General features: G+C 36.7%; 28 protein-coding genes. 22 read left to right on the top strand and 6 right to left on the bottom strand.

Going from position 1 to position 24,677, the window contains the following annotated elements; all coding sequences use genetic code 11:
* Nucleotides 1–3 precede the first annotated feature (3 nt).
* From N9Y32_02300 to N9Y32_02330, 7 genes are all read left to right on the top strand, one after another.
* A complete protein-coding gene (locus tag N9Y32_02300) occupies nt 4–777 on the top strand; it encodes a YihY family inner membrane protein (protein ID MDB2589841.1) in 774 nt (257 codons plus the stop codon).
* Nucleotides 778–871: 94 nt separating this feature from the next.
* Nucleotides 872–1,465 carry a riboflavin synthase gene (locus tag N9Y32_02305; GenBank protein ID MDB2589842.1) on the top strand — a complete coding sequence of 198 codons (594 nt, stop codon included), beginning with the start codon at nt 872–874 and terminating at the stop codon, nt 1,463–1,465.
* A 5-nt stretch (nt 1,466–1,470) separates the two neighbouring features.
* Nucleotides 1,471–2,541, top strand: coding sequence for a bifunctional 3,4-dihydroxy-2-butanone-4-phosphate synthase/GTP cyclohydrolase II (gene ribBA, locus N9Y32_02310; GenBank protein ID MDB2589843.1), 1,071 nt, complete (start codon nt 1,471–1,473; stop codon nt 2,539–2,541).
* Nucleotides 2,542–2,549: 8 nt separating this feature from the next.
* Entirely contained in the window at nt 2,550–3,053 is a 504-nt protein-coding gene (ribH, locus tag N9Y32_02315; GenBank protein MDB2589844.1) for a 6,7-dimethyl-8-ribityllumazine synthase, read from the top strand.
* A gap of 2 nt (nt 3,054–3,055) precedes the next feature.
* Entirely contained in the window at nt 3,056–3,481 is a 426-nt protein-coding gene (gene nusB / locus N9Y32_02320; protein MDB2589845.1) for a transcription antitermination factor NusB, read from the top strand.
* Nucleotides 3,482–3,523: 42 nt separating this feature from the next.
* Entirely contained in the window at nt 3,524–3,760 is a 237-nt protein-coding gene (locus N9Y32_02325) for a (2Fe-2S)-binding protein (GenBank protein MDB2589846.1), read from the top strand.
* A gap of 34 nt (nt 3,761–3,794) precedes the next feature.
* Nucleotides 3,795–4,235 carry a YtoQ family protein gene (locus tag N9Y32_02330; protein ID MDB2589847.1) on the top strand — a complete coding sequence of 147 codons (441 nt, stop codon included), beginning with the start codon at nt 3,795–3,797 and terminating at the stop codon, nt 4,233–4,235.
* Between the two features lie 31 nt (nt 4,236–4,266).
* Here the strand turns inward: N9Y32_02330 and metH are convergent, their stop codons facing one another.
* Nucleotides 4,267–7,920: a methionine synthase gene (gene metH / locus N9Y32_02335; protein MDB2589848.1), complete on the bottom strand. Its 3,654-nt coding sequence runs from the start codon at nt 7,918–7,920 to the stop codon at nt 4,267–4,269.
* An 87-nt stretch (nt 7,921–8,007) separates the two neighbouring features.
* Here metH and N9Y32_02340 point away from each other — a divergent pair, with 87 nt between their 5' ends.
* The 6 genes from N9Y32_02340 (at nt 8,008) to N9Y32_02365 (ending at nt 11,093) form a co-directional block, all read left to right on the top strand.
* Nucleotides 8,008–8,439, top strand: a complete 432-nt coding sequence (locus tag N9Y32_02340; GenBank protein MDB2589849.1) for a hypothetical protein — start codon at nt 8,008–8,010, stop codon at nt 8,437–8,439.
* A gap of 148 nt (nt 8,440–8,587) precedes the next feature.
* Nucleotides 8,588–8,854, top strand: coding sequence for a hypothetical protein (locus tag N9Y32_02345; protein ID MDB2589850.1), 267 nt, complete (start codon nt 8,588–8,590; stop codon nt 8,852–8,854).
* Between the two features lie 112 nt (nt 8,855–8,966).
* The gene (locus N9Y32_02350; GenBank protein ID MDB2589851.1) at nt 8,967–9,392 is read left to right on the top strand and encodes a hypothetical protein; all 426 of its coding nucleotides are present in this window, start codon (nt 8,967–8,969) and stop codon (nt 9,390–9,392) included.
* A gap of 22 nt (nt 9,393–9,414) precedes the next feature.
* Nucleotides 9,415–9,963 carry a hypothetical protein gene (locus tag N9Y32_02355; GenBank protein ID MDB2589852.1) on the top strand — a complete coding sequence of 183 codons (549 nt, stop codon included), beginning with the start codon at nt 9,415–9,417 and terminating at the stop codon, nt 9,961–9,963.
* Between the two features lie 144 nt (nt 9,964–10,107).
* The gene (locus tag N9Y32_02360; GenBank protein MDB2589853.1) at nt 10,108–10,506 is read left to right on the top strand and encodes an HIT family protein; all 399 of its coding nucleotides are present in this window, start codon (nt 10,108–10,110) and stop codon (nt 10,504–10,506) included.
* 92 nt (nt 10,507–10,598) lie between these two features.
* Nucleotides 10,599–11,093 (top strand): hypothetical protein, encoded by a 495-nt coding sequence (locus N9Y32_02365; protein MDB2589854.1) that lies wholly within the window; start codon nt 10,599–10,601, stop codon nt 11,091–11,093.
* Here the strand turns inward: N9Y32_02365 and N9Y32_02370 are convergent.
* On the bottom strand, nt 11,090–11,557 hold the full coding sequence (locus N9Y32_02370; GenBank protein ID MDB2589855.1) for a YaiI/YqxD family protein: 468 nt from the start codon (nt 11,555–11,557) through the stop codon (nt 11,090–11,092). The two genes, N9Y32_02365 and N9Y32_02370, sit on opposite strands and share 4 nt — an antisense overlap.
* Nucleotides 11,558–11,710: 153 nt before the next feature.
* Between N9Y32_02370 and N9Y32_02375 the strand changes: the two genes are divergently transcribed.
* A complete protein-coding gene (locus tag N9Y32_02375) occupies nt 11,711–11,956 on the top strand; it encodes a hypothetical protein (protein ID MDB2589856.1) in 246 nt (81 codons plus the stop codon).
* 59 nt (nt 11,957–12,015) lie between these two features.
* Here N9Y32_02375 and ssb read toward each other — a convergent pair whose 3' ends face one another.
* The 3 genes from ssb to N9Y32_02390 are packed head-to-tail and all read right to left on the bottom strand — an operon-like array spanning nt 12,016 to nt 14,455.
* On the bottom strand, nt 12,016–12,495 hold the full coding sequence (gene ssb, locus N9Y32_02380; GenBank protein ID MDB2589857.1) for a single-stranded DNA-binding protein: 480 nt from the start codon (nt 12,493–12,495) through the stop codon (nt 12,016–12,018).
* A gap of 21 nt (nt 12,496–12,516) precedes the next feature.
* Complete coding sequence (locus N9Y32_02385) at nt 12,517–13,671, bottom strand: MFS transporter (protein MDB2589858.1); 1,155 nt, start codon at nt 13,669–13,671, stop codon at nt 12,517–12,519.
* 16 nt (nt 13,672–13,687) lie between these two features.
* Nucleotides 13,688–14,455: an outer membrane protein assembly factor BamD gene (locus N9Y32_02390; protein MDB2589859.1), complete on the bottom strand. Its 768-nt coding sequence runs from the start codon at nt 14,453–14,455 to the stop codon at nt 13,688–13,690.
* A 97-nt stretch (nt 14,456–14,552) separates the two neighbouring features.
* Between N9Y32_02390 and N9Y32_02395 the strand changes: the two genes are divergently transcribed.
* From N9Y32_02395 to N9Y32_02420, 6 genes are all read left to right on the top strand, one after another.
* The gene (locus tag N9Y32_02395; protein ID MDB2589860.1) at nt 14,553–16,655 is read left to right on the top strand and encodes a bifunctional (p)ppGpp synthetase/guanosine-3',5'-bis(diphosphate) 3'-pyrophosphohydrolase; all 2,103 of its coding nucleotides are present in this window, start codon (nt 14,553–14,555) and stop codon (nt 16,653–16,655) included.
* Nucleotides 16,656–16,734: 79 nt separating this feature from the next.
* On the top strand, nt 16,735–16,929 hold the full coding sequence (gene iscX, locus N9Y32_02400) for a Fe-S cluster assembly protein IscX (protein MDB2589861.1): 195 nt from the start codon (nt 16,735–16,737) through the stop codon (nt 16,927–16,929).
* Nucleotides 16,926–18,200, top strand: a complete 1,275-nt coding sequence (gene tolB, locus N9Y32_02405; protein MDB2589862.1) for a Tol-Pal system beta propeller repeat protein TolB — start codon at nt 16,926–16,928, stop codon at nt 18,198–18,200. Before iscX ends, tolB begins: the two co-directional genes overlap by 4 nt.
* 15 nt (nt 18,201–18,215) lie before the next feature.
* Nucleotides 18,216–18,797, top strand: coding sequence for an OmpA family protein (locus N9Y32_02410; protein MDB2589863.1), 582 nt, complete (start codon nt 18,216–18,218; stop codon nt 18,795–18,797).
* Between the two features lie 6 nt (nt 18,798–18,803).
* On the top strand, nt 18,804–19,487 hold the full coding sequence (locus tag N9Y32_02415) for a tetratricopeptide repeat protein (GenBank protein MDB2589864.1): 684 nt from the start codon (nt 18,804–18,806) through the stop codon (nt 19,485–19,487).
* A gap of 1 nt (nt 19,488) precedes the next feature.
* Nucleotides 19,489–20,784 carry an aminodeoxychorismate synthase component I gene (locus tag N9Y32_02420; protein MDB2589865.1) on the top strand — a complete coding sequence of 432 codons (1,296 nt, stop codon included), beginning with the start codon at nt 19,489–19,491 and terminating at the stop codon, nt 20,782–20,784.
* A 4-nt stretch (nt 20,785–20,788) separates the two neighbouring features.
* On the opposite strand, the gene N9Y32_02425 is transcribed toward N9Y32_02420, so the two are convergent.
* Nucleotides 20,789–22,663: an NAD+ synthase gene (locus tag N9Y32_02425; GenBank protein MDB2589866.1), complete on the bottom strand. Its 1,875-nt coding sequence runs from the start codon at nt 22,661–22,663 to the stop codon at nt 20,789–20,791.
* A gap of 238 nt (nt 22,664–22,901) precedes the next feature.
* Here N9Y32_02425 and N9Y32_02430 point away from each other — a divergent pair, with 238 nt between their 5' ends.
* Both N9Y32_02430 and N9Y32_02435 read left to right on the top strand, forming a co-directional pair.
* The gene (locus tag N9Y32_02430) at nt 22,902–23,255 is read left to right on the top strand and encodes a sel1 repeat family protein (GenBank protein ID MDB2589867.1); all 354 of its coding nucleotides are present in this window, start codon (nt 22,902–22,904) and stop codon (nt 23,253–23,255) included.
* Between the two features lie 401 nt (nt 23,256–23,656).
* Nucleotides 23,657–24,664, top strand: coding sequence for an amino acid ABC transporter substrate-binding protein (locus N9Y32_02435; protein MDB2589868.1), 1,008 nt, complete (start codon nt 23,657–23,659; stop codon nt 24,662–24,664).
* Nucleotides 24,665–24,677: the final 13 nt, after the last annotated feature.

Below are 24,677 nucleotides of genomic sequence, written 5' to 3' on the forward strand. Positions count from 1 at the left end.
CCTATGATTAAAGCAGTATTAAGAAGATTTGTAAAGCGTCAAAGCTTTGATTCGGCTTCCATACTGTCATTTAGTAGCTTATTCGCCCTAGTTCCTGGATTGGCACTAGGATTAAGTGTTTTTTCATTTTCTCCGTATTTTTACGATCTACAGCAGTATCTAGAGCAATTTTTGTTTACCCAGCTTCTCCCACAAAATCATGGGGTGGCTAAAGAATATATTCAGCTATTTATCAATCAAGCGCAATCTTTAAAAGGCATTAGCTCTGGATTTCTAATTTTTGCAGTAATGCTTTTATTATTTGAGGTGGATAAACGTATTAATCTTATTTGGCATGATGTGCATCATCGTCATTGGATGAAGGGGCTTATTTCTTATTTATTTGTATTGTTCTTGGGGCCAATATTTTTAGCCGCATCATTATTTTTAAGTTCTTATGTGGTTGCATCAGATATTTTCAATCAACTACCCATGATTATTTATGCGCCCGTATTTACCCCTCTAATCTTGTCCAGTGTGGGTTTTTCAATTCTGTATTATGCTGTTCCTTTAGAAAAAGTTAGATACATTAATGCGCTTAAAGCCGGGGTTATTGCAGCTTTACTTCTGGAGTTTATTAAATATGCTATGTTTGTCTACATACAATATTTTCCAATTTATGAGCTCATTTATGGCGCTCTCTCTGCATTAGTGTTACTAATGGTTTGGGTTTATTTGGCATGGCTTATTGTTTTATTGGGTGCTAGTTTTTGCTATTGCTTTGAAAACAAGGTTTAAAGAGTCATAAACTCTTGATAAAATTTTTTATCAAGAGTTCCATATCTAACAACTAGCGTAAAATTAGTAGCCTTTAATATCGTTCACTTTACTTATGTTTACCGGCATCATTCAAGCACTTGGCAGTATTAAAACTAAAGTCGTCCATGATAAGGGCGCTGTGTTTAGTTTTACCGCAACAAATTTTGATTTTTCCAGTATTGCCATTGGTGACAGCATTGCAGTTAATGGTGTATGTTTAACAGCTGTTGAAGTGGGACCTGATTTTTTTAAAGCAGATGTGTCTCAAGAGACGCTAAATTGCTCCATTTTTTCTGAGCTGGAACTGGGTGATCATGTTAACCTTGAAAAAGCGCTTAGACTCAATCAAGGTATTGACGGGCATTTAGTCAGCGGACATGTTGATGGAACTGCACAGGTTAGTGAGCAATTTAATGAAGGCGAGTCAACACGTTTTAAGATTAGTGCGCCAGATAATTTGGTAAAATACATCGCTAGAAAAAGCTCTGTATGTATTAATGGTGTCAGTTTGACTGTCAATAGTATTGTTGGCAATATCTTTGATTTAAATATTGTTCCACATACGCTAAAAGTAACGACTTTGGGTGAATTAAAAACAGGTGATCAAGTCAACCTAGAGGTTGATATTATTGCGCGCCATTTAGAGCAATTATTAAACAATAAATAATTATGATAAAAGCAACGATTGAAGAAATTTTAGAAGATTACAAACAAGGCAAAATGATCATCCTTATGGATGACGAAGATCGTGAAAATGAAGGTGATTTGATTATCCCAGCAGCGACCTGTACCAAAGAAGACATTAACTTTATGGCTACTCATGGCCGTGGCTTGATTTGCTTAACACTAACTCAAGAGCGCTGTAAACAGCTCAATTTACCACTAATGGTAGCGCAGAACAATGATGCTAATGGTACAAACTTTACCGTTTCAATAGAAGCGGTAGAGGGTGTAACAACAGGCATTTCCGCTGCAGATAGAGCTAAAACTATCTTAGACGCTGTTGCGCCAAATGCGACTGCAGATGATATTGTTCAACCAGGCCATATCTTTCCTTTAATGGCTCAACCAGGTGGTGTATTAATTCGTGCTGGACATACTGAAGCAGGCTGTGATTTGGCTCGATTGTCTGGGTTTGAGCCCGCTTCTGTGATTGTTGAAATTCTTAACGAAGATGGTTCTATGGCGCGACGTGATGATTTGGAAATTTTTGCTGAAAAACATGATATTAAATGGGGTACGATCGAAGATTTGATTTCTTATCGCATTGAAAACGAAAAAACCATTGAGCGCATTAATGAGCGTGAATTTGAAACTGAGTATGGTACATTTAGACTCGTTTCATTCTTAGATAGTATTTATAATGAAACTCATTTAGCTTTGGTTAAGGGTGAAATTATTGATGGTAAAGAAACTTGTGTCCGTGTTCATATGGAGGATACCTTTAGAGATGTTTTACAAGAAAGTGTGAGCGGCTTTAGTGTGGACAATGCACTTAAGCATATTTCTAAATCACCAAGTGGTGTTTTTTTACTACTTAGAAAGCAAAATGATCAGTCTATTTTGCAAAGTATGGATCATAGCTCACGCGTGTGGAATGACGTTAAAACATATGGTGTTGGTGCGCAAATATTATCTGATTTAGGTGTTAAAAAAATGAGAATCCTGGGTTCACCTGTAAAACTTAATGGCCTGAAAGGATTTGGCTTGGAAGTTACTGAATACGTAGATATTAAAAAATAAGGGGTTAGATGGAATTTAAATTTGACAAAAATGCAAATAGCAATTTCTTAAAAGACAGTAAGGTTGCTATTATTGTTGGTTATTTTTACCAAGATATTGGTGATAAGCTCTTATCAGCAGCTCAAGAAACACTCGATAAATATGGTATTGATAATAGTAATGTTAATATTTTTTACGCTCCTGGTGCATTTGAAATTCCACTTTTGGCTAAACGTCTAGCCTCACAACAAGCTAATGGTGCAAATTTATATGATGGCATTGTGACACTTGGTGCTGTTATTAATGGTGAAACTCCTCACTTTGATTTTGTTTGCAATGAATGTGCACGTGGAGTAGCAGATGTTTCTTATCAATACGAAGTGCCAACTGCATTTGGTGTACTTACTACCTCTAATATGGAGCAAACCATAGGTAGAGCGGGAGGCTACAAAGGTAACAAAGGCGAGGAAGCTACTATGGCCATGATTGAAATGCTTTATTTAATGCAACAAGCAAACGCCCAACACTTTTAATTATGGCTTTTAAAACTTCAAAACAGCGCTCACGTGAGCGAGTTGTTCAAGCTTTATATCAATATCTGGTATCAGGTGGTGAAGTGTTGCAAATTGAGCAGCATTTCTTAAATCAAAAAGAGGGAAAAATTTCTAAAGCTTTTTTCTCAAATCTATTTATTAATATTCTTAAAAATAGAACTGAGTTAGACTCGCTAATTGCACCAACTATCTCCAGAGAAACTGACGAGCTTGGCTCTGTGGAGCATGCCATACTCTACTTAGGTGCATATGAGTTACAAAACTCAATTGAAGTGCCCTACAAAGTAGTAATTAATGAAGCTCTTGAAATTGCTAAACTTTATGGCGCAGAAGGTGCCTTTAAGCTGATTAATTCCTCATTAGATCAATTGGCTAAAGAACTTCGTAGTATCGAAGTTAACGCTTAACCTCTTAAAACTATTATTTTTTGACAAAAATAAACGTATAGTATGAGTGCTAAAATTGTAAAAAATCCTCTAGATAAGCTTCCAGAGATTCTTAAGAAAAGATTAAATAAAAATCTATGTGTTTGCAACGAAGTCAAAAAAATTGATATTATCAAAGCAATCGCTAAAGGTGCAAATACAATAATGAAAGTTAGAGATCAAACCTATGCAACAGGTGGTAATGGTTGCTGTACTCGTCAGGTGGAGCGATTAATTGAATGTATTCACTCAACAGAATAATTAACTTAATAAACACTTATATGGGGCAATAAAAATGAAATTAAGCGTATACCTTTCCGGTGAAATACATACTGATTGGAGGCAAAATATTATTGAAAGTTGCGCACAGAAAAATCTCAATATCTCTTTTTCATCTGCTGTGACTAATCATGAGGCGAGCGATAGTGCGGGTGATTTGTTAGGCGAGGAAGACAATCAATTTTGGAGAGACCATAAATCTGCAAAAATCAATGCAATAAGGACTAAAACTTTGATTGGAAATTGTGATGTAGCTATTATTCGTTTTGGAGAAAAATTTAAGCAATGGAATGCAGCTTTTGATGCCGGCTATTGTGCTGCTTTAGGTACGCCATACATCACACTTCATGATGAAGATATTAATCACCCTCTTAAGGAGGTAGATGCGGCAGCTTTTGGCTGCGCATCAACACCAGAGCAAATAGCCGACATTCTAAAATATGTCAGCACTAAGTAATCAGTTTCAGTGAGAGATAGACGATAAGATATTAGTCTAAATTAGGTGATAACAATCTTTCTGCATCTTCAAGTGAAACGCCTTTACGAGTGGCATAATCTTGAACTTGTTGTTGATTGATTTTTGCCACACCAAAATATCTAGCATCTTCGTTAGCAAAGTACCAGCCACTAACACTAGCTGTTGGTAGCATGGCGTAAGAGCTGGTGAGAGCCATACCGGTATTTTTTTCAACATCTAGCAAATCCCATAGCTTGACTTTTTCGCTATGCTCAGGGCATGATGGGTAGCCTGGAGCAGGGCGGATGCCGCGGTATTTCTCTTCAATTAGCTTGTCATTATTAAAGTCTTCTGCACTATAGCCCCATATTTCTGTGCGTAATTTATAGTGCATCATTTCAGTAAAAGCTTCAGCAAAACGGTCAGCCACAGCCTTGATCATAATTGAATTGTAATCGTCATGATCAGCCTCAAAAGCTGTTACTAATGGTTCAATATTGATACCAGCTGTAACTGCGAAGGCACCCATGTAATCTTGCACACCACTTTCTTTAGGAGCGATGAAATCACTCAAACAAAAGTTAGGGGTGTTGCCTTTTTTATCAAGCTGTTGACGCAGATGGTTAAGTGTCATGAAGACCTCGCCATTTTCATCGCTTAGCTCAATATCCTCATTAACACTATTTGCCGGGAAAATACCGACGACAGCATTAGCCTGTAATAATCTCTCATCGATAACTTTTTTGAACATGGCTTTAGCATCTTTAAATAAGGCGGATGCTGATTCACCCACTACTTCATCAGTGAGAATATCGGGAAATTTGCCTGCAAGCTCCCAAGTGCGGAAGAATGGCACCCAATCAATAAATTTAAAAATTTCGTTTAGATCATAATCTTTAAACACTTGAATACCGAGTTTTTTAGGCTTGGTAATGTTGTTAAATTTAATACTTGGTTTGTTTTTTCTAGCTGCTTCTAGGCTAATGAGTTTATTTTTGCCTTTATTTGCACGTCTAACTCTGACTTTTTCATATTCTTCTTTAGTGTTACTAACCAAAGCGGGCTTTAATTTTTCAGATAATAATGATGTTGCAACACCAACTGCTTTGGAGGCATCCTTAACATAAAACACACCCTTGTCATATTGTGGCTCAATCTTAACAGCTGTGTGCGCAATTGAAGTCGTAGCGCCACCAATCATTAAGGGTAACTCAAAGCCTTGACGTGTCATTTCTTTGGCAACAGAGACCATTTCGTCAAGTGAAGGGGTTATCAAGCCAGAAAGACCAATAATATCAACATTTTCTTTAATAGCAGTTGCCAGAATAGTTTCAGCTGGGACCATTACGCCTAAGTCAATAATCTCATAGTTATTACATGAGAGTACTACTCCAACAATGTTTTTACCAATGTCGTGTACATCACCCTTAACAGTTGCCATTAAAATTTTGCCACGAGCTTGAGAGCCACAATCTTGTTTTTCTGCTTCTAGGAAAGGATCTAGGTAAGCAACTGATTTTTTCATTACTCGAGCAGATTTCACCACTTGAGGTAAAAACATCTTGCCATCGCCAAACAAATCACCTACGACATTCATACCGTCCATGAGTGGACCTTCAATCACCAGAATAGGGCGGCCTAATTTGTCTAAAGCTTCTTGAGTATCTTCATCAATAAACTCAGTAATCCCTTTAACTAATGAATGTTCTAGACGCTTTTCAACTGACCAAGTACGCCATTCTAAATCTCTTTTGTTTTCTTGAACTTCACCAGTGCCTGAAAATTTTGATGCAAGCTCAACTAGTCGTTCACCTGCTGCCTCGTCGCTATTAAGTACTACATCTTCCACGGCTTTTTTTAGCTCAGGGTCAATGTCATCGTAAACCACCAATTGGCCAGCATTAACAATACCCATAGTCATGCCAGCTTTTACTGCATGGTATAAAAACACCGAGTGAATCGCCTCACGAACTGGATTGTTACCCCTGAAAGAGAAGGAAACATTAGATACACCACCCGATATTTTTGCAAATGGTAGGCTTTTGGTAATTTCACGGGTAGCTTCAACAAAATCTACACCATAGTTGTTATGCTCTTCAATACCAGTTGCTACTGCAAATATATTCGGATCAAAGATAATATCTTCAGGTGGGAAGTTTACTTCATCTACTAATATGTTGTAAGCTTCGGTACAAATTTCAATTTTTCGCTCTTGGGTGTCTGCTTGACCTTCTTCATCAAAGGCCATCACAATAATTGCTGCACCATAGCGCTTACACAAGTTGGCATATTTAACAAAATTGTCCTTGCCTTCCTTAAGAGAGATAGAGTTAACAATTGCCTTGCCTTGCGTACATTTAAGTCCGGCTTCAATAATATCCCATTTACTAGAGTCTACCATTAGTGGCACTTTAGAAATGTCAGGCTCAGAAGCAATCAAATTCATAAAACGAACCATAGCTGCCTTACCATCTAGCATGCCTTCGTCCATATTGATATCAACAACCTGTGCACCATCTTCTACTTGTGCTCGGCAAATATCAAGAGCCTCTTCGTACTCTTCGTTAAGAATGAGGCGTTTGAATTTAGCAGAGCCGGTAACATTTGCCCGTTCACCAACATTTATAAATAAAGAATCCTCACCTATATTAAAAGCCTCCAATCCTGACAGGCGACACTCTGGCTTGATATCAGGGATTTTACGTGGACTAACATCTGCAATTGAATCGGCTATGCATTTAATATGTTCAGGGGTTGAGCCACAACAACCACCTAAGATATTAACCAAACCAGAGGTTGCCCATTCGCTAACTTGCTCACTCATGGTTATGGCGCCAAGATCATACTCGCCAAATTCATTGGGTAAACCAGCATTTGGGTGTGCTGAAACATAGACATTAGCCACACGAGACATTTCAGCCACATATTGGCGCAATAAGTCAGGGCCTAGTGCACAGTTAAGGCCAATAGAAATAGGATTGGCATGACGCAATGAATTATAAAAGGCTTCAGTCATCTGCCCAGATAATGTACGACCTGAGGCATCAGTGATAGTGCCAGAAATCATAATTGGCAATTCAATATTATCCTCTTCAAATACCTGCTGTACGGCAAAAATAGCCGCTTTAGCGTTAAGCGTGTCAAAGATAGTTTCAATCAAAATAATATCTGAGCCGCCTTTGATAAGGCCGCGTGTAGATTCCATATACACTTCAACCAATTCATCAAATGTAACGTTTCTAAAGCCAGGATCGTTTACATCAGGCGAGAGTGAACATGTGCGTGAAGTGGGACCAATAACACCAGCAACGAAACGAGGTTTCTCAGCTGTTGAAAACTCGTTACAAGCTTCTTTAGCAAGTCGTGCACTTTCAACATTGATCTCATAAGCAAACTCCTCCATCTGATAATCAGACATTGAAGTTTTTGTTGCATTAAAAGTATTTGTTTCAACAATGTCAGCGCCAACTTCTAAATATGAGCGATGAATATCTTGAATGATTTTTGGCTGGGTTAATGATAAAAGATCATTATTACCTTGAACTAGAACATGCCAATCTTTAAAGCGCTCACCACGATACTGCTCTTCACTAAGTTTGTGCCTTTGAATCATGGTGCCCATGGCACCATCTAGCACTAAAATTCGCTGCTCTAAAAGGCTTTGTAATATCTGTTTTGTATTCATGATCGATATTATACCAAAAGCTTATAAGCACCCATACGCCATAAATTCAGCTTTATAATAAGATTAAAATTACATATGAGTATACAAATGAAAAAAATGTTGTTAACTGGACTGCTTATTGGTAGCTTAAATGCACATGCATTTCTAGATTTTAATAGTTATGGATCTGATTACAAAAATAATGATTGGCCAATTTGGACACCAATGTTTTGGATGGAGAAGGCCTCAGATAGTAGCATGTTTCAAAATAGTAGTAATTCTAAGTATGGTTACCCATACAACAATCGTCCTTACAATGTTGGTGCTTCGCAATTCAATATGGCCAATATGCCAACGCCTAATCAGGCATTTCAAGCTGAATCACAGCAAGCGCCAAGCCCAACTTATATGACGCCAGCAGCCATGTCATTCTCTAATTTAAATAACAGGTCCTCTTCGCCAGTTCGCAATCTACCAGGCCCATATCCATCCAATTATAATTTTTCTGAACCAAGATCTCCTTATGGTAATAGGTTTTAATATCAAATAAAACTTGCAAATCTATATTATCATGATATAATATAGATTCTTTAATTTTAGATACGGAAATAAGACAATGAAAAAACTTTTAGCAATAGCATTAATCGCAGCTTCTTTAAGCGCAAACGCTTTTTTTAACAGCAATGATATGCCGTGGAACAACAATTACAACAACAGCAATGGTTACCAAAAAGATAATGGTATGTTTGGCTACAACCCATATAACATTATGGATCCACGTTGGTACATAGAAGAAATGTCAAATATGATAGATGAGTTTGATGATGAATTCAATAATGACAACAACAGCTGGAACAATAATAATAATTTTAATGGTTACAATCCATATAACAACTTCAACAGCCCATACAATAACACAAGCGCACCCCAAGCGCCTGTTGCACCAACTAAGTAAGTTTTAGTTAGTTTGTAAGAAAGACCAGCATTAATTGCTGGTTTTTTTTCGACCATTCAAAATGAATAAGTGGTTTATAATGAGGTTTATTAATAAAAAAAGGGAGGGGTATATGAAAAAAATCATCACATTATCACTAATGGTGGTGGCGTTAAATGCATCATCAGGTTTTGGTAATGGTCCATGGGGTAATAATGGCTGGAACAATGTTAATAACGGTATTGTTGCTCATAACCCATATTCAATGATGACACCAGATTGGTTTAGTGAGGAAATGAATGACATGATGGATGAGTTTGATACTAGTAAAAATACACCTTGGAATAACAATAATTTTAATAATCGCAGCCCTTGGAATAATCAAAATTTTAATAATCGTGGCCCATTAAGTAATAACAGCCCATGGCAAAATCGTAATTGGAATCAAGGTCCTTGGGAGAATTCACAGCCTTTCAATTTCCGCAACAATTCATTTGGACCGATGAACAATGGTCCATGGAACAGTGCAACACCTATTCGCAATACACAAACAAAATAAATATAACAAAACAAGGAAAATCATGAAAAAAATAATCGCAACAACATTAATGACTGTCGCACTAAGCGCTTCTGCTTTTAGTAACAATTGGAACAGTAACGATCCTATGAACTTTGGCAATAAAACTCCTTGGAGCAATGGGGGCAATGTTGGTAATATGAATAATGGCCCATGGAGTAATAACTCTTGGGGTCAAAATATTCCAATGAACAATAGTAATTGGGGTCAAAATATGCCAATTAATGGTAGTAATTTTAATAATGGGCCTTGGTCAAATAATGGCAATTGGGGCAATAATATGCCAATGAACAATGGCAACTTTAACAACGCACCCTGGAAGGGCGGAAACAATTTTGGCCCAATGAAGATGGATTCAAATATGAGTCCGTTTAACAATGGCGCTAATGGTCAGCCATTTAATTTTGGTACCAGCACTTCGCCATTTAAAATGGATACAGGTTCAAATTCATTTGGCCCAATGAACAATGCACCATGGAACTATGGCTATAATCAAGCCATTCCTGCCACTGCTGAAACAAGTGAAACGCCAGCAGCAGAAGCAGCTAAGTAGTTTGTAGTTTTTTTTGAAGAGCCGGCTACATGCCGGCTTTTTTGCATCTAAAAGAAAAAACTACAGTAAAGCCTACAAGTAAAAGGCACCTAATTGGGGTAAAATATTTGTCCAAATTATCTATCTTTAACATAGGGCAGTAACATGAGTACAGAGTGTTTATTTTGTAAATTAAGGAACCAAGAAAGAGTTATTGGCGAGTGTGATCTGACCATTACTTTTATTGATAATTTTCCAGCTTCACCTGGCCATACTTTGGTCATCCCAAAGCGTCACTTTGCAACTTACTTTGAGGCCAGCGAGGAGGAATTGTTGGCAATTGGCATTGCCGTGCAAAAAGCAAAATTGATTCTTGATAAAGAATTCTCACCTGACGCTTACAATATTGGCATTAACAATGGAGAAATGGCTGGTCAAAGTATTAAGCATTTGCATGTACATTTAATTCCACGCTATAAAGGTGATGTTGAAAATCCAAAAGGTGGTGTTCGTTGGATCTTAAAAGATAGAGCTAATTATTGGGACAATAAAAATAATGAGTAATACGGCTAAATAATTAAAAAAATAGTTTGTATCAATTCTTGGCTCAGTGTATAGTTCAAACTAATACTATTTAATTCTTGAGGAGAATCGACATGACAAACACAAAGCGCCATATTATCAAAACTTGCTTAGGGCTAACATTAGCTATTAGTGCTTTGGCGAGTGCCAATTTTGGTAATCCGTCTTCCATGATGTCGCCTTTTGGTGGGCAGGGTGTTTCTCAATCTCAAATGCAACCTTTTGGTAACTCTATGCCGTGGGGTGCTCAAGGCTATTCTCAGCCTAGATATTCTAACTCTAGATACCCGACACCAAGACAAAGATATTCTCAGCCCACTTATAATCCTATGCCATGGTCAACAAATTCAACACCTGCTCGTCAAGCTAGTAGACCGGTACAATCTTTTGGTGGGATGAGTATGATGCCATTTAATCCAGGTATGCAGCCTCAGAGGCAATATCAGCAGCCTCAGTCTTCATTTATGATGCCAGGAATGGATCAAGGTATTCGAACAATGATGGAGCCAGGTAAGGTTATGGCTGAAGAAGCAACGCCAGGTGTTTATATGAAGCCAACTTGGCGTTAATCTTTATTTTGGTTAAACCAGCGATCTAAATGATTAGCGAAGGCCTGTCTATCTGCTTGGCTTAGTGGCGCTGGACCTCCAGTTTGCATACCACTTGAACGTATTACATCCATAAAATCACGCATACTGAGTTTTGATTTAATGTTGCCAACGTTAAACAATTCCCCTCTTGGGCTTAAAGCAAGGCCACCCTTGGTGATAACTTCATCTGCCAAAGGTATGTCGCTAGTGATCACTAAGTCACCTGGATTTAAGCGCTTAACAATCTCATTGTCAGCCACATCAAACCCAGCTCCTACTTGAATAAAGCTAAGGTAGCGAGAGGGTGGTAGATATAGTGCATGGTTAGCAACTAGAGTTGTTTTAGTTTGAGTGCGATCCGCTGCTTTAAAGAGGATATCTTTAATAACAACAGGACAAGCATCTGCATCAATCCAAATTTGTACGGGTGATTTGTCAATCATTAATTATTAATCAATAGTTTCGCTAGGGTGATTATCCCTATTGAAAAAGGTATATGTGTCTTATATATCTTTAATAAGCCTGAGATAGGGCGTTGAATCTATTGATTATTAGGTGTATAGTAAAAGTGACTCATTAGAAAAATAGGAGATAATGTGAAAATTAAGAGCATGGTAGCGGCTGTCACAGAGTCTATGTTTATAACTGGAACTTCTATGGCTGTCCAAATACTGGCCAAAGAATATACTCAATCATTAAAACCTCAAGCCAAGATAAATATTCAAACCGTACAATCTTGGCATAAAGGTTATAAGTCAGATATTAAGCCTTGGTCAAAGTTAAATACTCTTGGATTAAAAGGAATGGCTAGAATGTACAGTCACGGAATAAAAAGGGTATAAAAAAAGCCTGTAATAACAGGCTTTTTGAGAGTTTTTTATATTATTGAAATATATTAACTCTAAAAAGGAATATCGTCATCAAAGCCATTGTCAACAGGTGCAATTGGATCTTGTGTAGGTGCTTGCGCTCTAGGTGTATTTGGTGCAGATTGTTGGCCACCAGCTTGGGGTGCTCCACCCATTGCTCCGCCTTCGCGGCGATCTAGCATTTGTAATGTACCATTAAAACCTGAAACAACCACTTCGGTTGTGTAACGATCAGCGCCTGATTTATCTTGCCACTTTCGAGTTTGTAGCTTACCTTCAACATAAACCTTAGAGCCTTTGTCTAAATATTGGCCAGCAATTTCAGCTAATTTACCAAATAAACTAACGCGATGCCATTCTGTTTTCTCTTGTTTTTGGCCAGTATTTTTATCTGTCCAAGCCTCGCTGGTTGCTACCGAAATATTAGCAATTGCATTGCCATTTGATGCAAATTTAACTTCTGGCTTTTGGCCTAAGTTACCTACTAAAATTACTTTATTAATGCCTGCCATAATATTTTTTCCCGTAAATTTTTAATGTTTTTCAGTGTTCATACTTAGCGCAATTAGCCACCAAATAAATGCGATAAATGTGGTGAATAAGAATACACTATTTAGACCGAGTGTGTGATAAATCCATCCGCCAACAATACCACCTACGAATGCCCCTAAAAATTGTGAACTAGCGTAGAAACCCATTGCTAGTCCACGTTTATCGCTGGTTGCTGTTTTGGCGATTAGTGAAGGTAATAGCGCCTCTAAGGCATTAAATGCCGTAAAAAATAAAGTCAGAATAATAAAGAATGTAGCGTAATTTAAAGTAGTTTGATAAAACAGCATTTGACTTAACGCTAACAAGAATATCGCTAACAAAAAAATGGTTTTAGTCTTTTGATATTTAGTGGCAATAATGATCATTGGAACCATGCCTAAAAAGGACAAAATAATAACAGGTAAATAAATTTGCCAATTATCTTGAATGGAAAGAATATTGTTTTCAAAAAGAAAAATTGGAATGGCGATAAATGCACTAGTGAGAATTAAATGCAAAGCAAAGACGCTAAAATCGAGCCTGAGTAAAGCAGGTGTTAAAACACGCTTAAAATTTTTAATTGATAATTTATATTGCTTTTTTGGTTTGGCATGCGGCAATGTGGCTACCACTAGTAGTGCTACAATTGAAAGTGCTGCAATTGTCCAAAAAAGCCCAGAAATACCAATCTGATAAACAATAATAGGGCCTAATAATAGAGCCAACATAAAAGCTGCGCCGATTTGAACACCAACAAGTGCATTGGCTTTAGGGCGTTCATTTTCACTAATATAATCTGCTAAAAATGCCATGAGTACTGCAGAGATAGCGCCTGCACCTTGTAAAGCTCTACCAATTACTACTTGAAATATATCATCAGCAGTAGCAGCAACAATACTACCTATGAAAAAAATAATGAGACCTAGTATCAATAAAGGTTTTCGCCCATATTTATCCGATAAATAGCCAAACGGAATTTGAAAAAATGCTTGAGTTAGTCCGTAAGCACCAATAGCTGCACCAATTAATAGTGGTGTAACGCTTGTATAGTTGTTGGCATAGACAGAAAAAATAGGAAAAATCATAAATAATCCCAACATGCGTGTTGCCATAATAAGGGATATTTTTAGTGCGAAAGATCGCTCTAGTTTTGTCATGAGCGGCTAATATGGATTAGTTTTCTAGCGAATAATGTGGCGTATATAAAGGATAACTTTGTTTTAATACACGACGAGCATCTGTAGCAAGAATTGGCGTATTAATAATGTCATAGTTATGAGCCATTAAATGAAGTGCAGCAGGAACAGAAGGTGTATTTGGATATTTTTCTATAATATACTTGCTACGGTTTATGGCTGCAATGTTGGCGCCTTTTCTGGTGTAGTAAATGGCCACAAACAATTCATGACGAGATAAGATGTTTCGAAGTACTATCAAGCGAGTTTTAGCTTCTTCAGTGTATTCTGTTTTAGGAAATTTATCAATCAACGCTAAGTAATAATTAAAGGCATCCTTTACTGAATTAACATCACGTTGAGCATTGTCAGTAATGAAATCATCTAAGATTGAGCGAGATTTATCTTCTGAAATTACACCGCGCAAATAATAAGCATAAGGCGTAGAGAAGTGATTAGGGTAAAGTTTGATGTAGCTATTAAGTCGATCAATTGCTGGGTCGTAATCTTCACTCTTGTAAAGTGCATAGGCGATCTCTAATTTTGATTGCAGAGCATATTTCGAGCCTGGGTAAGCTGCCTGAAGCTGCTCAAACAGTTCAATAGCTTTATCCATAGAGCCTGCTGAAACTTGTTCTTTTGCCTGATTAAAAAAGGTTTTTGGAGACCAGCCTTTGGTAATTGATTCACGCTTTTTCTCCTCCTCCCAGAAACAGCCACCAAGAAATAATGTAAGCAAAGGTAAGATTAGAATAAGTTTTTTCATGAATTTTTGCACAAATTTATTATAAATATGCAAAGCATTATACTGATACCAAAGTATTATAATGGAAAAACTTAATTCTAGATTTACCTCAAATTACATGTCAAAAATTCATTCAAGAGTTCTAATTAGCGATCTATGTGAAATACTTGATTTATATATGCCTAAATCTCAAGTAGAGAAGGTTTATCAAGCTTATATTATTGCAGCAACAGCTCATGATGGGCAATATCGAAAATCAGGAGAGGCCTATGTATTTCACCCTCTCTCTGTGGCAATGATTTTGGCAGATTTACAGCTGGATTATTACTGTATTGTGGCTGCAATACTTCATGATTGTATTGAAGATACTAGTGTTACTTATGAGGAGATTAAACGTGATTTTGGCTCTGAAATAGCACATATTGTTGAGGGCGTTTCTAAATTAACTGGTTTAGAATTTCATACAACCGTTGATAGGCAGGCGCAAAATTTCCGAAAATTGTTCCTAGCAATGAGTGACGATATGCGAGTAATGATTATTAAACTGGCTGATCGACTGCACAACATGCGCACTTTAGACTCTATGCGCAGAGATAAGCAGCTAAGAATTGCCAAAGAGACAGTTGAAATCCATGCACCAATTGCCAGAAGATTAGGTTTGAATGGTATTAGAGTTGAATTGGATAATTTATGCTTTGCCGTTATTCACCCATTCCGTCATAAAGTTTTAGTGAGTCAAATTAAAAAGCAATGCGGTAATCAAGATAAGGTTATTAAGCATATTCAAGATCAGCTAAATACTCGTTTGGCACAAGAGGGGCTTTCAGAAGTTGAGATTAGTGGTCGCCGCAAGCAACCTTGTAGTATTTACAAAAAGATGAAAAGCAAGAATTTGAAGTTCAGTCAAGTATTAGATATGTATGCCTTTCGGTTGATTGTTGATGATGTTGCTCAGTGTTATCAGTCACTTGGTGTGATTCATAATCTATATAAGCCACTACCTGGTAAGTTTAAAGATTATGTTGCATTGCCAAAATCTAACGGTTATCAATCGCTACATACTATTTTATTTGGCCCTAATAAAATTTTTATTGAAGTGCAAATTCGATCTAAAGATATGCATTTTGTCTCCGAATATGGAATTGCAGCACATTGGCATTATAAAAGTGACTCGAGCGGCAACTCTGAATTGGCTAACAATTGGCTGGGTTCGTTGCTAGATATTCAGCAAAATTCAGGTACATCAGTTGAATTTTTGGAAGAAACCAAGAATGATTTATTTCCTTCAGAAGTTTTTGTGTTTACGCCGGGTGGCGATATCATTCAATTACCATACCGAGCAACTGTGCTAGATTTTGCCTATATGGTGCATACCAATATTGGGCATAAAGCGGTTAAAGCTAAAATTGACAAAGTGAGTGCACCTATTTCAACACAACTTCGCTCAGGGCAAACTGTTGAGATTGTTACCGATAATCAGGCAAAACCACACCCATCTTGGCTTCAAATGGTAGTTACAGCGAAAGCTAAATCTGCAATTAAGGTTTATCTAAAATCACAATCTGCCTCAGAACTTATTCAATTAGGTAAGTATTTACTATCTAATGCGCTTAATTATCTGTCGATCGATTCAGAGGCTATTAGTGATGAAAAATGGCAAACTTGTATTAATGAATTGGGGTGCGACTCTTTAGATAATTTACATTTACGAATTGGCCTGAGTGAAATTTTGATTTCAGTGGTGCTAAATAAATTACAAGATGACGATGGGCAATACGAAGTTCAAAATATTAGAATTAACTCGACTCGAGATAAGGCCATTAATTTTGCTCATTGCTGTTACCCGATTCCTGGAGACAAGGTATCTGGTATTTTAACTATATCAAAAGGAATGGTTGTACATCGATCTAATTGCCCCAATCTGATTCGTTTAAAGAGTAAGCAGGCGCAATGGCTAGCTATTGACTGGAAAAATGATGAACATGAGAGTTTTGATGTTAAGATTGCAGTTGATGTGGATAATCAGCGTGGGGCGCTTGCCTCAGTTGCGAATGAGATATCAAAGTTCAAAAGTAATATTGAGCATATTGCTGTTCAAGAAAAAGACAACTCTCTTAAATCTCTTGATTTAGTCATTAATGTAAAAGATTCTAGGCATTTATATGAAATTACAGAATCTTTAAAAACACTTAAATTTATTCAAGGTATTCGTAGAATTTAATCAATTATTGCATGCCAAAAGAGCACACCACTGCTAGCTATTTGGTTAAAATTAAGTTAATTATTTTATAGGTATTTTTATGAATTGGACAGACTCTCTAGATATTGCAATTGCTTTAGATGAAGCGCACCCTAATACAGACCCTTTAACAATAGGATTTGTAGATCTTAGAGCTATGGTTATGGCGTTAGATGAGTTTGATGATGCTGCTGAAAAAACAGGTGAAAAAATTCTTGAAGCTATTCAAATGAATTGGATTGAAGAGAGAGAATGACTAGACTTATAGTTGCATTCTTAGCGTTTTATAGTGCAACAGCTTTTGCTGTTTTAGAAGTTTTGATTCTAAAAAAAGCTGAAGATGCTTTTCCTATTGTCATTTCTCCATTCTTAGTTAAAGGCGACGCCAAACAAGGTGAGCTAATTGCAAATATTATGCGCGATAATTTTAATCGCTCTGGTGAATTTAGTGCCTCTAGCGCTGATTACATTGTCACCAGTAAGGTTGATTTTGATAAGTGGCAAGCTAAAAAAGCCGAAGCCATTGTTATTGGTAAACTTGAACAGGTTAGTAAGAAAATTTTTAATGTTGAAATTGAATTACTTGATGTGTATTCGAGAAAAACTCTCTATGCCAAAAAATTTGCCGTTCACAACAGCGGCATTAGACGAATTACTCATTATTTATCTGACCAAATATATTTTGCATTATTGGGCGAAAAAGGGTCGTTTGATACTCGCTTAGCTTATGTAACTGTTGCCAATAAAGGCCAGGGTAAACGTGAATATCGATTAGAAATATCAGACTCTGATGCGCAAAATCCTCAAACCATTCTTAGAGCAGCTAGTCCAATCTTATCACCTGCCTGGTCACCTGATCAAAATAAGATAGCCTATGTGTCTTTTAAAAATGGCCAATCTGAAGTTTTTATTCAATACCCATTTGTGCGCCGTAAGACTCAAAAGCTTCCATATTTTGATGGCATTGCTTCAGCGCCAGCTTGGCATCCTAATGGTGAAAGTATTGTTTTAACATTATCTAAAAATGGCAATAAAGATATATATTCCTACCACTTGAAAGATGATAAGCTAACTCGATTAACCAGTGATGTAAGTATTGATACAGAGGCAAGCTACTCCCCTGATGGAGAGCGTATTGCTTTTACCTCTAATCGTTCAGGACAAGTCCAGGTTTATATTAAGCATCTAAAGACTGGAAAAATTAACAGAGCTACTTTTGCAGGAAGTTATAACGCCAAAGCTGTCTTTTCGCCTGATGGTAAGAGTTTAGCGCTAGTTCATCGAGTTGATAAAGATTATCGTATTGCATTATTGGATATTGCCACTAAAGATTTAATGGTAATGACTCAAAATAAGTTAGATGAATCACCATTTTTTTCACCTAATGGTAGTATGATTATCTTTGCCACTAATAAAGATGATTCTGGTGTGTTATCAGTAGTTTCTATTTTAGGCCGTGAAACATTTGAGCTAGCCAGTAAAGCTGGCGAAGTTCGAGAGCCAAATTGGTCACATTATTCTAAATAATATAAGGAGATTCACATGTTAAAAATTACTTTATTAACTTCAGCTGTCATATTATTGTCATCTTGTACGTCTACAGTTGAGGAGCTTTATCAGAAAGTTTCACCAAGACCTGCTCTAATAACTGAACAAGAGAATATTGCTATAAATCAAGAAAGTATTATTGCAGCTGATTCTTCTAGCTTTCAGTCACAAGAATTTAAGGGTAGTCATACTCGAACAGCAGCTCAAAATAATGCTGCTAGAATGATTGTTGCTCAATTAAAGAACTCAGGTACCAAGTTCGTATTAAACTTTTCTTATGATGGTAGTGAGATTGATGAGGCCGCAACTCAAGAAGTTATTAAACATGCAAATTTCATGCGTGACAATCCAACGCTTGATTTGCGCCTAGAAGGGCATGCAGATGAGCGAGGTACCCGTGAGTATAATTTAGCATTGGGTGAAAACCGTGCTTTAGCTGTTAAAGAAATTTTAGGTTTATACGATTTATCTTCTCGCGTAAAAGTAGTGAGTTTTGGCGAAGAAAATCCAGTTGCTCAACTGCATGATGAAAGTGCCTGGCAGCAAAATCGACGCGTTGAGTTTATATATCAGTAAAGAGTTATGCAACGTTTTTTCTTAATATTTTTATTAACTGTATTTGCTTGGCAGCCAGCTTCTGCTGGCATTAATACAGAAAAAGTGATCATGGATCATAATAAAAAAATTAAGCGCCTGGTTCGGACTAATAAATCGCTGAACGGTAAAATCGAACAACTAGAGCAGCAGCAACGATACAGCAGCAAGAAAATCACCGAACTTTTTAATTTGATGGAATATAAAAAATCTAGTGCTGTGGTTGAGCAAACCATGATGCGCGTTCGTGAACACAATAAAAAAGCCAAAAAAATATACACCAATGCTCGTTCATTATTAGTAACAGATCAGTATGATCAAGCTGTTGTATTATTTAAGAAATATTTAGATATTTATCCTGATAATAATCATGCATCAGATGCGCACTATTGGTTAGCTAAAACCTATTTAGCACAAAGAAAGTACTCATTGGCTAAAAATACGTTTGTAGCATTTCAACAAAATAGCCCTCTACATCACAAATATGCCAACTCCATGTTTGAATTGGCAAAAGTATATGTTGAGCTAAAGCAAGTTGAAAAATCTAAAAATTTGCTAAATAGTATTCTGAAGAAATTTCCGTCTCATCGAGTTGCTAATCAAGCTCAGCAATTACTCGCAAAGATTTCACCCACTGAAAAGACTAATAGCAAGCCTGAACAGCTAAACTAGTATGAAAGTCTTAGAAATTCCGAATTTTGCTTTGGATACCCTGTGCCAGTTAAATATCCAGCGTTATCCATTTTTATTGGAAAGCGTTAATCATAATATCAATAATCGCTATTCTATTTTGTTTGCTCACCCACAGCAGGAACTGGTGCTAGAAAACCTAACTGATTTTAATTTTTTAGATAAGTTATCGTTACTAGCTTCTGCTAATGACACTCAGCATTCACACTTACCTTTTACAGGCGGTTGGTTTACTTATTTATCTTATGAACTAATCGGCCAAATCGAGCCTACTTTATTAAAGGGTTTACATAATAGTGCTTTGCCAGTTGCGATCGCGGTAAAAATTCCCTGCGCTGTTGTTGTTGATCATCAATTGGATAAAACTTATTTATTAGATGAAGATGATAATAAAACAAGAATAAACCAGGTACTAAGCGACATTAGGCAAGCTAAATTAAATAAAATTTTGCCTGAATTTTTGGGAGAATTAGCTTGTGAGGCGGATGCTAAATTCTTGTCTGGCGTTGCAAAGATTAAAAACTATATTAAAGCGGGCGATGTGTTTCAGGTGAATTTATCACGTGCTTGGAAATATACACTGAAGAATAAGTGTAGCGCCACACAACTTTATAATTCCTTAAAAATATCTAATCCAGCGCCATTTTCAGCTCTCGCTCAATTTCAAAATTTTAGTATTATTTCTTCTTCTCCCGAGCGTTTATTTAGTGTGGATGGCAATAAAGTTGAGACACGTCCTATTGCAGGCACCCATCCTAGAGGTGAAGGTGTTGAGGATGAAGTGCTCAAACAGTGTTTGATCAATCATCCTAAGGAGCAAGCTGAGCATATTATGCTACTTGATCTAGAACGCAATGATTTGGGTAGAGTTTGTGAGTATGGCTCAATTGAAGTAAATGAGGTGATGACTTTAGAGACTTATCCTTATGTTCATCATATTGTGTCAAATATTAAAGGCACTTTGAAGTCGTCAATCACTATTAAAAACTTAGTGGAGGCATTATTTCCAGGTGGTACTATTACGGGATGCCCTAAGATTCGTTGCATGCAGATTATTTCTGAATTAGAGCAACAGGCTCGAGAAGCTTATACAGGCTCTATGGGATACATTAGTAATAATGGAAAAATGGACTTTAATATTCTTATTAGAACTATAATCAAACAAGATAAAAACCTGAGCTTTAGAGCAGGCGCAGGTATTGTCTTTGACTCTAACCCTAAGCGTGAGCTAGAAGAAACGACACATAAAGCTCAGGGGATTTTAAAGGTGTTCTCTTAGTTTACTAAGGTTTAAATTTTGATGTCATGGGGTAGCGACGCTCTTTACCGAATGCATTTTGTGAAATTTTTGGCCCTGGTGCACTTTGCCTGCGCTTATATTCATTATTAAGCACTAATCGACTAATACGCTCCACAGTTTTTTGATTAAAGCCTTGTTGGACAATATCTTTAATCGCAAGTCTTTGCTCGATAAACAGCTCAAGAATAGTATCTAGCTCGTCATAAGGAGGCAATGAGTCTTGATCAGTTTGATTGGGTGCAAGTTCTGCTGAAGGTTCACGATCAATAACACGTCCAGGTATAACATAGGATTGTGTGTTTCGATATTTAGCCAGTCGATAAACCATGGTTTTTGATACATCTTTTAGCGGGGCAAAGCCACCTGACATATCACCATACAAGGTGGCATATCCAACTGCCATCTCTGATTTATTACCCGTTGTTAATACTATTTTTCCAAGTTTATTTGAGACAGCCATTAGCAGGGTGCCACGCACTCGAGCCTGTAAATTTTCTTCTGTGGTATCAGCTTGCAAGCCACTAAATAAATCACTAAGCTGAGAGTTAAAACTTTCAACCATTGGATGAATATTAATTTCTTGATAATCAATATTCATCGTGCTGGCTTGAGCTTTGGCGTCTTCTAAGCTCATATTAGAGGTGTAAGTGTAGGGCATCATAATGGCTTTAATATTTTCATTGCCAATTGCATCTGCAGCAATCGCCAAGGTTAATGCAGAATCGATACCACCAGATAGGCCAATAACCACACCATTAAATACACCATTTTTTTCAATATAGTCTTTGGTGGCCATGACTAAGGCATCGTAAATCATTTTTTCATTACTTATGATTTCAATAGGTTCACATGGTGTTGCCAATGAAATAGTTGTAGCTTTATAGAAGGGTAATTGATGAGTCACTTGTGCTTTAGCATTCATAGCAAAAGAGCCACCATCAAAGATAATTTCATCTTGACCACCAACTAGATTGACATAGATAAAGTCAACTTGATTTTCAAGTACGCGTTTTTTAACTTCCTCGAGTCGTATTTGGTGTTTGCCCATATGAAAAGGGGAGGCATTAATGCTAACAATGGTGCTAACACCATATCTGGCTGTTTCATTAACGATATCAGCATTCCAGATATCAGCACATACTAATAGCCCAATACGCTGACCTTTGATTGTAAAAACAAAAGGCTTATTGCCTGCGCTAAAGTAGCGTTTTTCATCAAAAACACTGTAATTAGGTAGATGTTGTTTGTGATAAGTCTGGACCTCTTGTGCTTGGATTAAATATGCAGCATTGTATAAATCACCCTGATGTTTATGAGGTGCACCAAAAACAATAGATATAGTTTCAGGAATAGAATTTTTAATTAAATCAACCTTTTCCTCAACTTGGCAAATAAATCCAGCTCGTAATAATAAGTCTTCTGGCAAATAGCCCGTTAATGATAATTCTGGAAAAACCAATAAGTCAGCACCTTGTTGGGCAGCTTCAATGCTTAAATTGATGATTTGTTGAGCATTATTGTTTAAATCGCCAACAATAGGGTTAATTTGTGCGATATCAATTTTGATAGACTCAGAGATATTTGAAAGGTTTTCTATCTGCTCCTGCCAAAATATAGTCTTCAATTTGTCGCCTTTCATTTTTGCATGCTCGAGCTTAGTATTAGCAACTACTTCAGCAGGATTGATATTCAAAATATCAGCAAATAGCCAGGCATGAGTTTCAGAAAGGGCGGATTTTCCTGATTTATATTTACTTAAATTAGACTGGTTTATACCGTACTCTTGAGAGATCTTATAGTCTGAAAAGCCAGTCTTTTTGCGCACTTTGGTTAGATAATCTTTAGTTTTATTCGCCATATTTTTAATCTATTTTTGCTTGTTATTTTTACCTATTATAGTTATTTTTTACCACCCATGTAAGTGAGTTATATTAGTTAAAAAATACAACTAGTGGTAATATCACCATAAAAACAATATAACCTATTGATTTTTAATTAAATTAATTAGTATTAATTTTTATTATAAAAGAGTCTTTACACACCATAAAAATCACGGTATATTGGGCTCAAATAAATAACTAAATGAGGAAAATATTATGAATCAAATGCATGCACATCTACTAGCAGAGTCAGAACTAAAAATTGAAACAGTTAAGATTCAGCAGCAAGCTTATTTAGGCGATGCTGAGGCTCAATACAAATTAGCTGATATTTTTCAAAAAGGACAAGATGTTGCTAGAAATACAGCGAACGCTTTTTACTGGTATCAGAGGGCTGCTAAGCAAGGTAATTTGCCAGCACAGTTTAATGTTTGGTATGCTTATTTAACTGGCGAAGGCATTCAAGCCAACGAGCAACTAGCAGAAAAATGGTACGCTAGAGCAACTCTTAAAAATTCTAGTTCATCAGAATCTATCATTACGCAATTAATCGGAACAACCATTCAGTAATTTTTATCTATTAATTTTTCCAGGGGGAAAAATGAACTTAGCATTACACACCATTATCTATTCGTCAGCCGCTATTATTATGTCATTAAGCATGGCATTAGTTCACTAGCGATGAAATTATCAAACTTTATTAAGCTAATACTGTCTATAAGCGTCTCTTTATTTACTAGCATAACATTGGCCTCAGCTTATAGTAGCTACTCGCCAATTGTTAATTCCAAGCAACTTAGTATCATTATTACAATTACCATCTTATTAGGTTTGGCATCCTTTTATCAAAAAAGAGCTTAGTTTTTTTTATTTAAACTTTACACATGATGTTTTTTTCAAGTTAAACTTCTTCTCAGTAGTATTTTTTTAAGTACTACATTTTTAATTAATCTCAATGAGGGGAAAATAATATGAATAAATTGTTAAAGCTTTCAGCTGCATCTCTATTAGTCATTACCGGCTTTAGTGCAAATGCAGATACGTTAAGTGATGTTAAAGCAAAAGGCAGCTTAAGCTGTGGTGTATCAACAGGAACACCTGGATTTTCTAATCCTGATTCAAGTGGAAACTGGTCTGGTATGGATGTTGATGTTTGTCGTGCTATTGCAGCAGCCACTTTAGGTGATGATCGAAAGGTTAAATATGTACCTTTATCAGCAAAAGAGCGCTTTATTGCATTACAGTCTGGTGAAATCGATGTATTGTCACGTAACACAACTTGGACGCACACTCGTGATACTTCATTAGGTCTTAACTTTGCTGGCGTAAATTACTATGATGGCCAAGGCTTCATGGTGAAAAAATCATTAGGCGTTAATAGTGTTAAGGGTTTAGATGGGGCTTCTTTTTGTATTCAAGCGGGAACAACAACTGAGCTTAATTTAGCTGATTATTTCCGTTCAAACAACATGAAGTTTAAAGCTGTTACTTATGATACTTCTGCACAAACCAAAGGTGGCTTTGAAGCGGGTCGTTGTGATGCATTAACTTCTGACGTTTCTCAACTAGCTGGCCTTAGATCAACACTTAAAGATCCTAGTTCTGCTGTAGTTTTGGGTGATGTTATTTCTAAAGAGCCTTTAGGTCCTGTAGTTCGTCAAGGTGATGATAACTGGTTTAATATTGTTAAGTGGTCGCTTAATGCGATGATTGAAGCAGAAGAGCTAGGTATTACTTCTCGTACTATCGACAGAACTTCTACTAGTCCTGGTGTGCAAAGATTACAAGGTAAAACTGGTAAGCTTAATGAGCACTTAGGTCTTAACAAGGATTGGGCTCGTAATATCATTGCACAGGTAGGTAACTATGGTGAAAGTTTCGAGAGAAACATCGGCATGTCAACACCTATTGCGCTTCCACGTGGTGTAAACCAGTTGTGGATTAAAGGTGGTATCTTGTACTCTCCAGCGTTTAGATAAACTCTAAATAAAA

Origin of the sequence: Candidatus Thioglobus sp., from assembly GCA_028228555.1 — a bacterium.
GTDB lineage: Bacteria > Pseudomonadota > Gammaproteobacteria > PS1 > Pseudothioglobaceae > Thioglobus_A.

Excerpts from the sequence above, each read along its gene's own strand:
- N9Y32_02300 (MDB2589841.1), top strand. The coding sequence starts at position 4 with ATGATTAAAGCAGTATTAAGAAGATTTGTAAAGCGTCAAAGCTTTGAT.
- N9Y32_02305 (MDB2589842.1), top strand. The coding sequence starts at position 872 with ATGTTTACCGGCATCATTCAAGCACTTGGCAGTATTAAAACTAAAGTC.
- ribH (MDB2589844.1), top strand. The coding sequence starts at position 2,550 with ATGGAATTTAAATTTGACAAAAATGCAAATAGCAATTTCTTAAAAGAC.
- nusB (MDB2589845.1), top strand. The coding sequence starts at position 3,056 with ATGGCTTTTAAAACTTCAAAACAGCGCTCACGTGAGCGAGTTGTTCAA.
- N9Y32_02325 (MDB2589846.1), top strand. The coding sequence starts at position 3,524 with ATGAGTGCTAAAATTGTAAAAAATCCTCTAGATAAGCTTCCAGAGATT.
- N9Y32_02330 (MDB2589847.1), top strand. The coding sequence starts at position 3,795 with ATGAAATTAAGCGTATACCTTTCCGGTGAAATACATACTGATTGGAGG.
- metH (MDB2589848.1), bottom strand. The coding sequence starts at position 7,920 with ATGAATACAAAACAGATATTACAAAGCCTTTTAGAGCAGCGAATTTTA.
- N9Y32_02340 (MDB2589849.1), top strand. The coding sequence starts at position 8,008 with ATGAAAAAAATGTTGTTAACTGGACTGCTTATTGGTAGCTTAAATGCA.
- N9Y32_02345 (MDB2589850.1), top strand. The coding sequence starts at position 8,588 with ATGCCGTGGAACAACAATTACAACAACAGCAATGGTTACCAAAAAGAT.
- N9Y32_02350 (MDB2589851.1), top strand. The coding sequence starts at position 8,967 with ATGAAAAAAATCATCACATTATCACTAATGGTGGTGGCGTTAAATGCA.
- N9Y32_02355 (MDB2589852.1), top strand. The coding sequence starts at position 9,415 with ATGAAAAAAATAATCGCAACAACATTAATGACTGTCGCACTAAGCGCT.
- N9Y32_02360 (MDB2589853.1), top strand. The coding sequence starts at position 10,108 with ATGAGTACAGAGTGTTTATTTTGTAAATTAAGGAACCAAGAAAGAGTT.
- N9Y32_02365 (MDB2589854.1), top strand. The coding sequence starts at position 10,599 with ATGACAAACACAAAGCGCCATATTATCAAAACTTGCTTAGGGCTAACA.
- N9Y32_02370 (MDB2589855.1), bottom strand. The coding sequence starts at position 11,557 with ATGATTGACAAATCACCCGTACAAATTTGGATTGATGCAGATGCTTGT.
- ssb (MDB2589857.1), bottom strand. The coding sequence starts at position 12,495 with ATGGCAGGCATTAATAAAGTAATTTTAGTAGGTAACTTAGGCCAAAAG.
- N9Y32_02385 (MDB2589858.1), bottom strand. The coding sequence starts at position 13,671 with ATGACAAAACTAGAGCGATCTTTCGCACTAAAAATATCCCTTATTATG.
- N9Y32_02390 (MDB2589859.1), bottom strand. The coding sequence starts at position 14,455 with ATGAAAAAACTTATTCTAATCTTACCTTTGCTTACATTATTTCTTGGT.
- N9Y32_02395 (MDB2589860.1), top strand. The coding sequence starts at position 14,553 with ATGTCAAAAATTCATTCAAGAGTTCTAATTAGCGATCTATGTGAAATA.
- iscX (MDB2589861.1), top strand. The coding sequence starts at position 16,735 with ATGAATTGGACAGACTCTCTAGATATTGCAATTGCTTTAGATGAAGCG.
- tolB (MDB2589862.1), top strand. The coding sequence starts at position 16,926 with ATGACTAGACTTATAGTTGCATTCTTAGCGTTTTATAGTGCAACAGCT.
- N9Y32_02410 (MDB2589863.1), top strand. The coding sequence starts at position 18,216 with ATGTTAAAAATTACTTTATTAACTTCAGCTGTCATATTATTGTCATCT.
- N9Y32_02415 (MDB2589864.1), top strand. The coding sequence starts at position 18,804 with ATGCAACGTTTTTTCTTAATATTTTTATTAACTGTATTTGCTTGGCAG.
- N9Y32_02420 (MDB2589865.1), top strand. The coding sequence starts at position 19,489 with ATGAAAGTCTTAGAAATTCCGAATTTTGCTTTGGATACCCTGTGCCAG.
- N9Y32_02425 (MDB2589866.1), bottom strand. The coding sequence starts at position 22,663 with ATGGCGAATAAAACTAAAGATTATCTAACCAAAGTGCGCAAAAAGACT.
- N9Y32_02430 (MDB2589867.1), top strand. The coding sequence starts at position 22,902 with ATGAATCAAATGCATGCACATCTACTAGCAGAGTCAGAACTAAAAATT.
- N9Y32_02435 (MDB2589868.1), top strand. The coding sequence starts at position 23,657 with ATGAATAAATTGTTAAAGCTTTCAGCTGCATCTCTATTAGTCATTACC.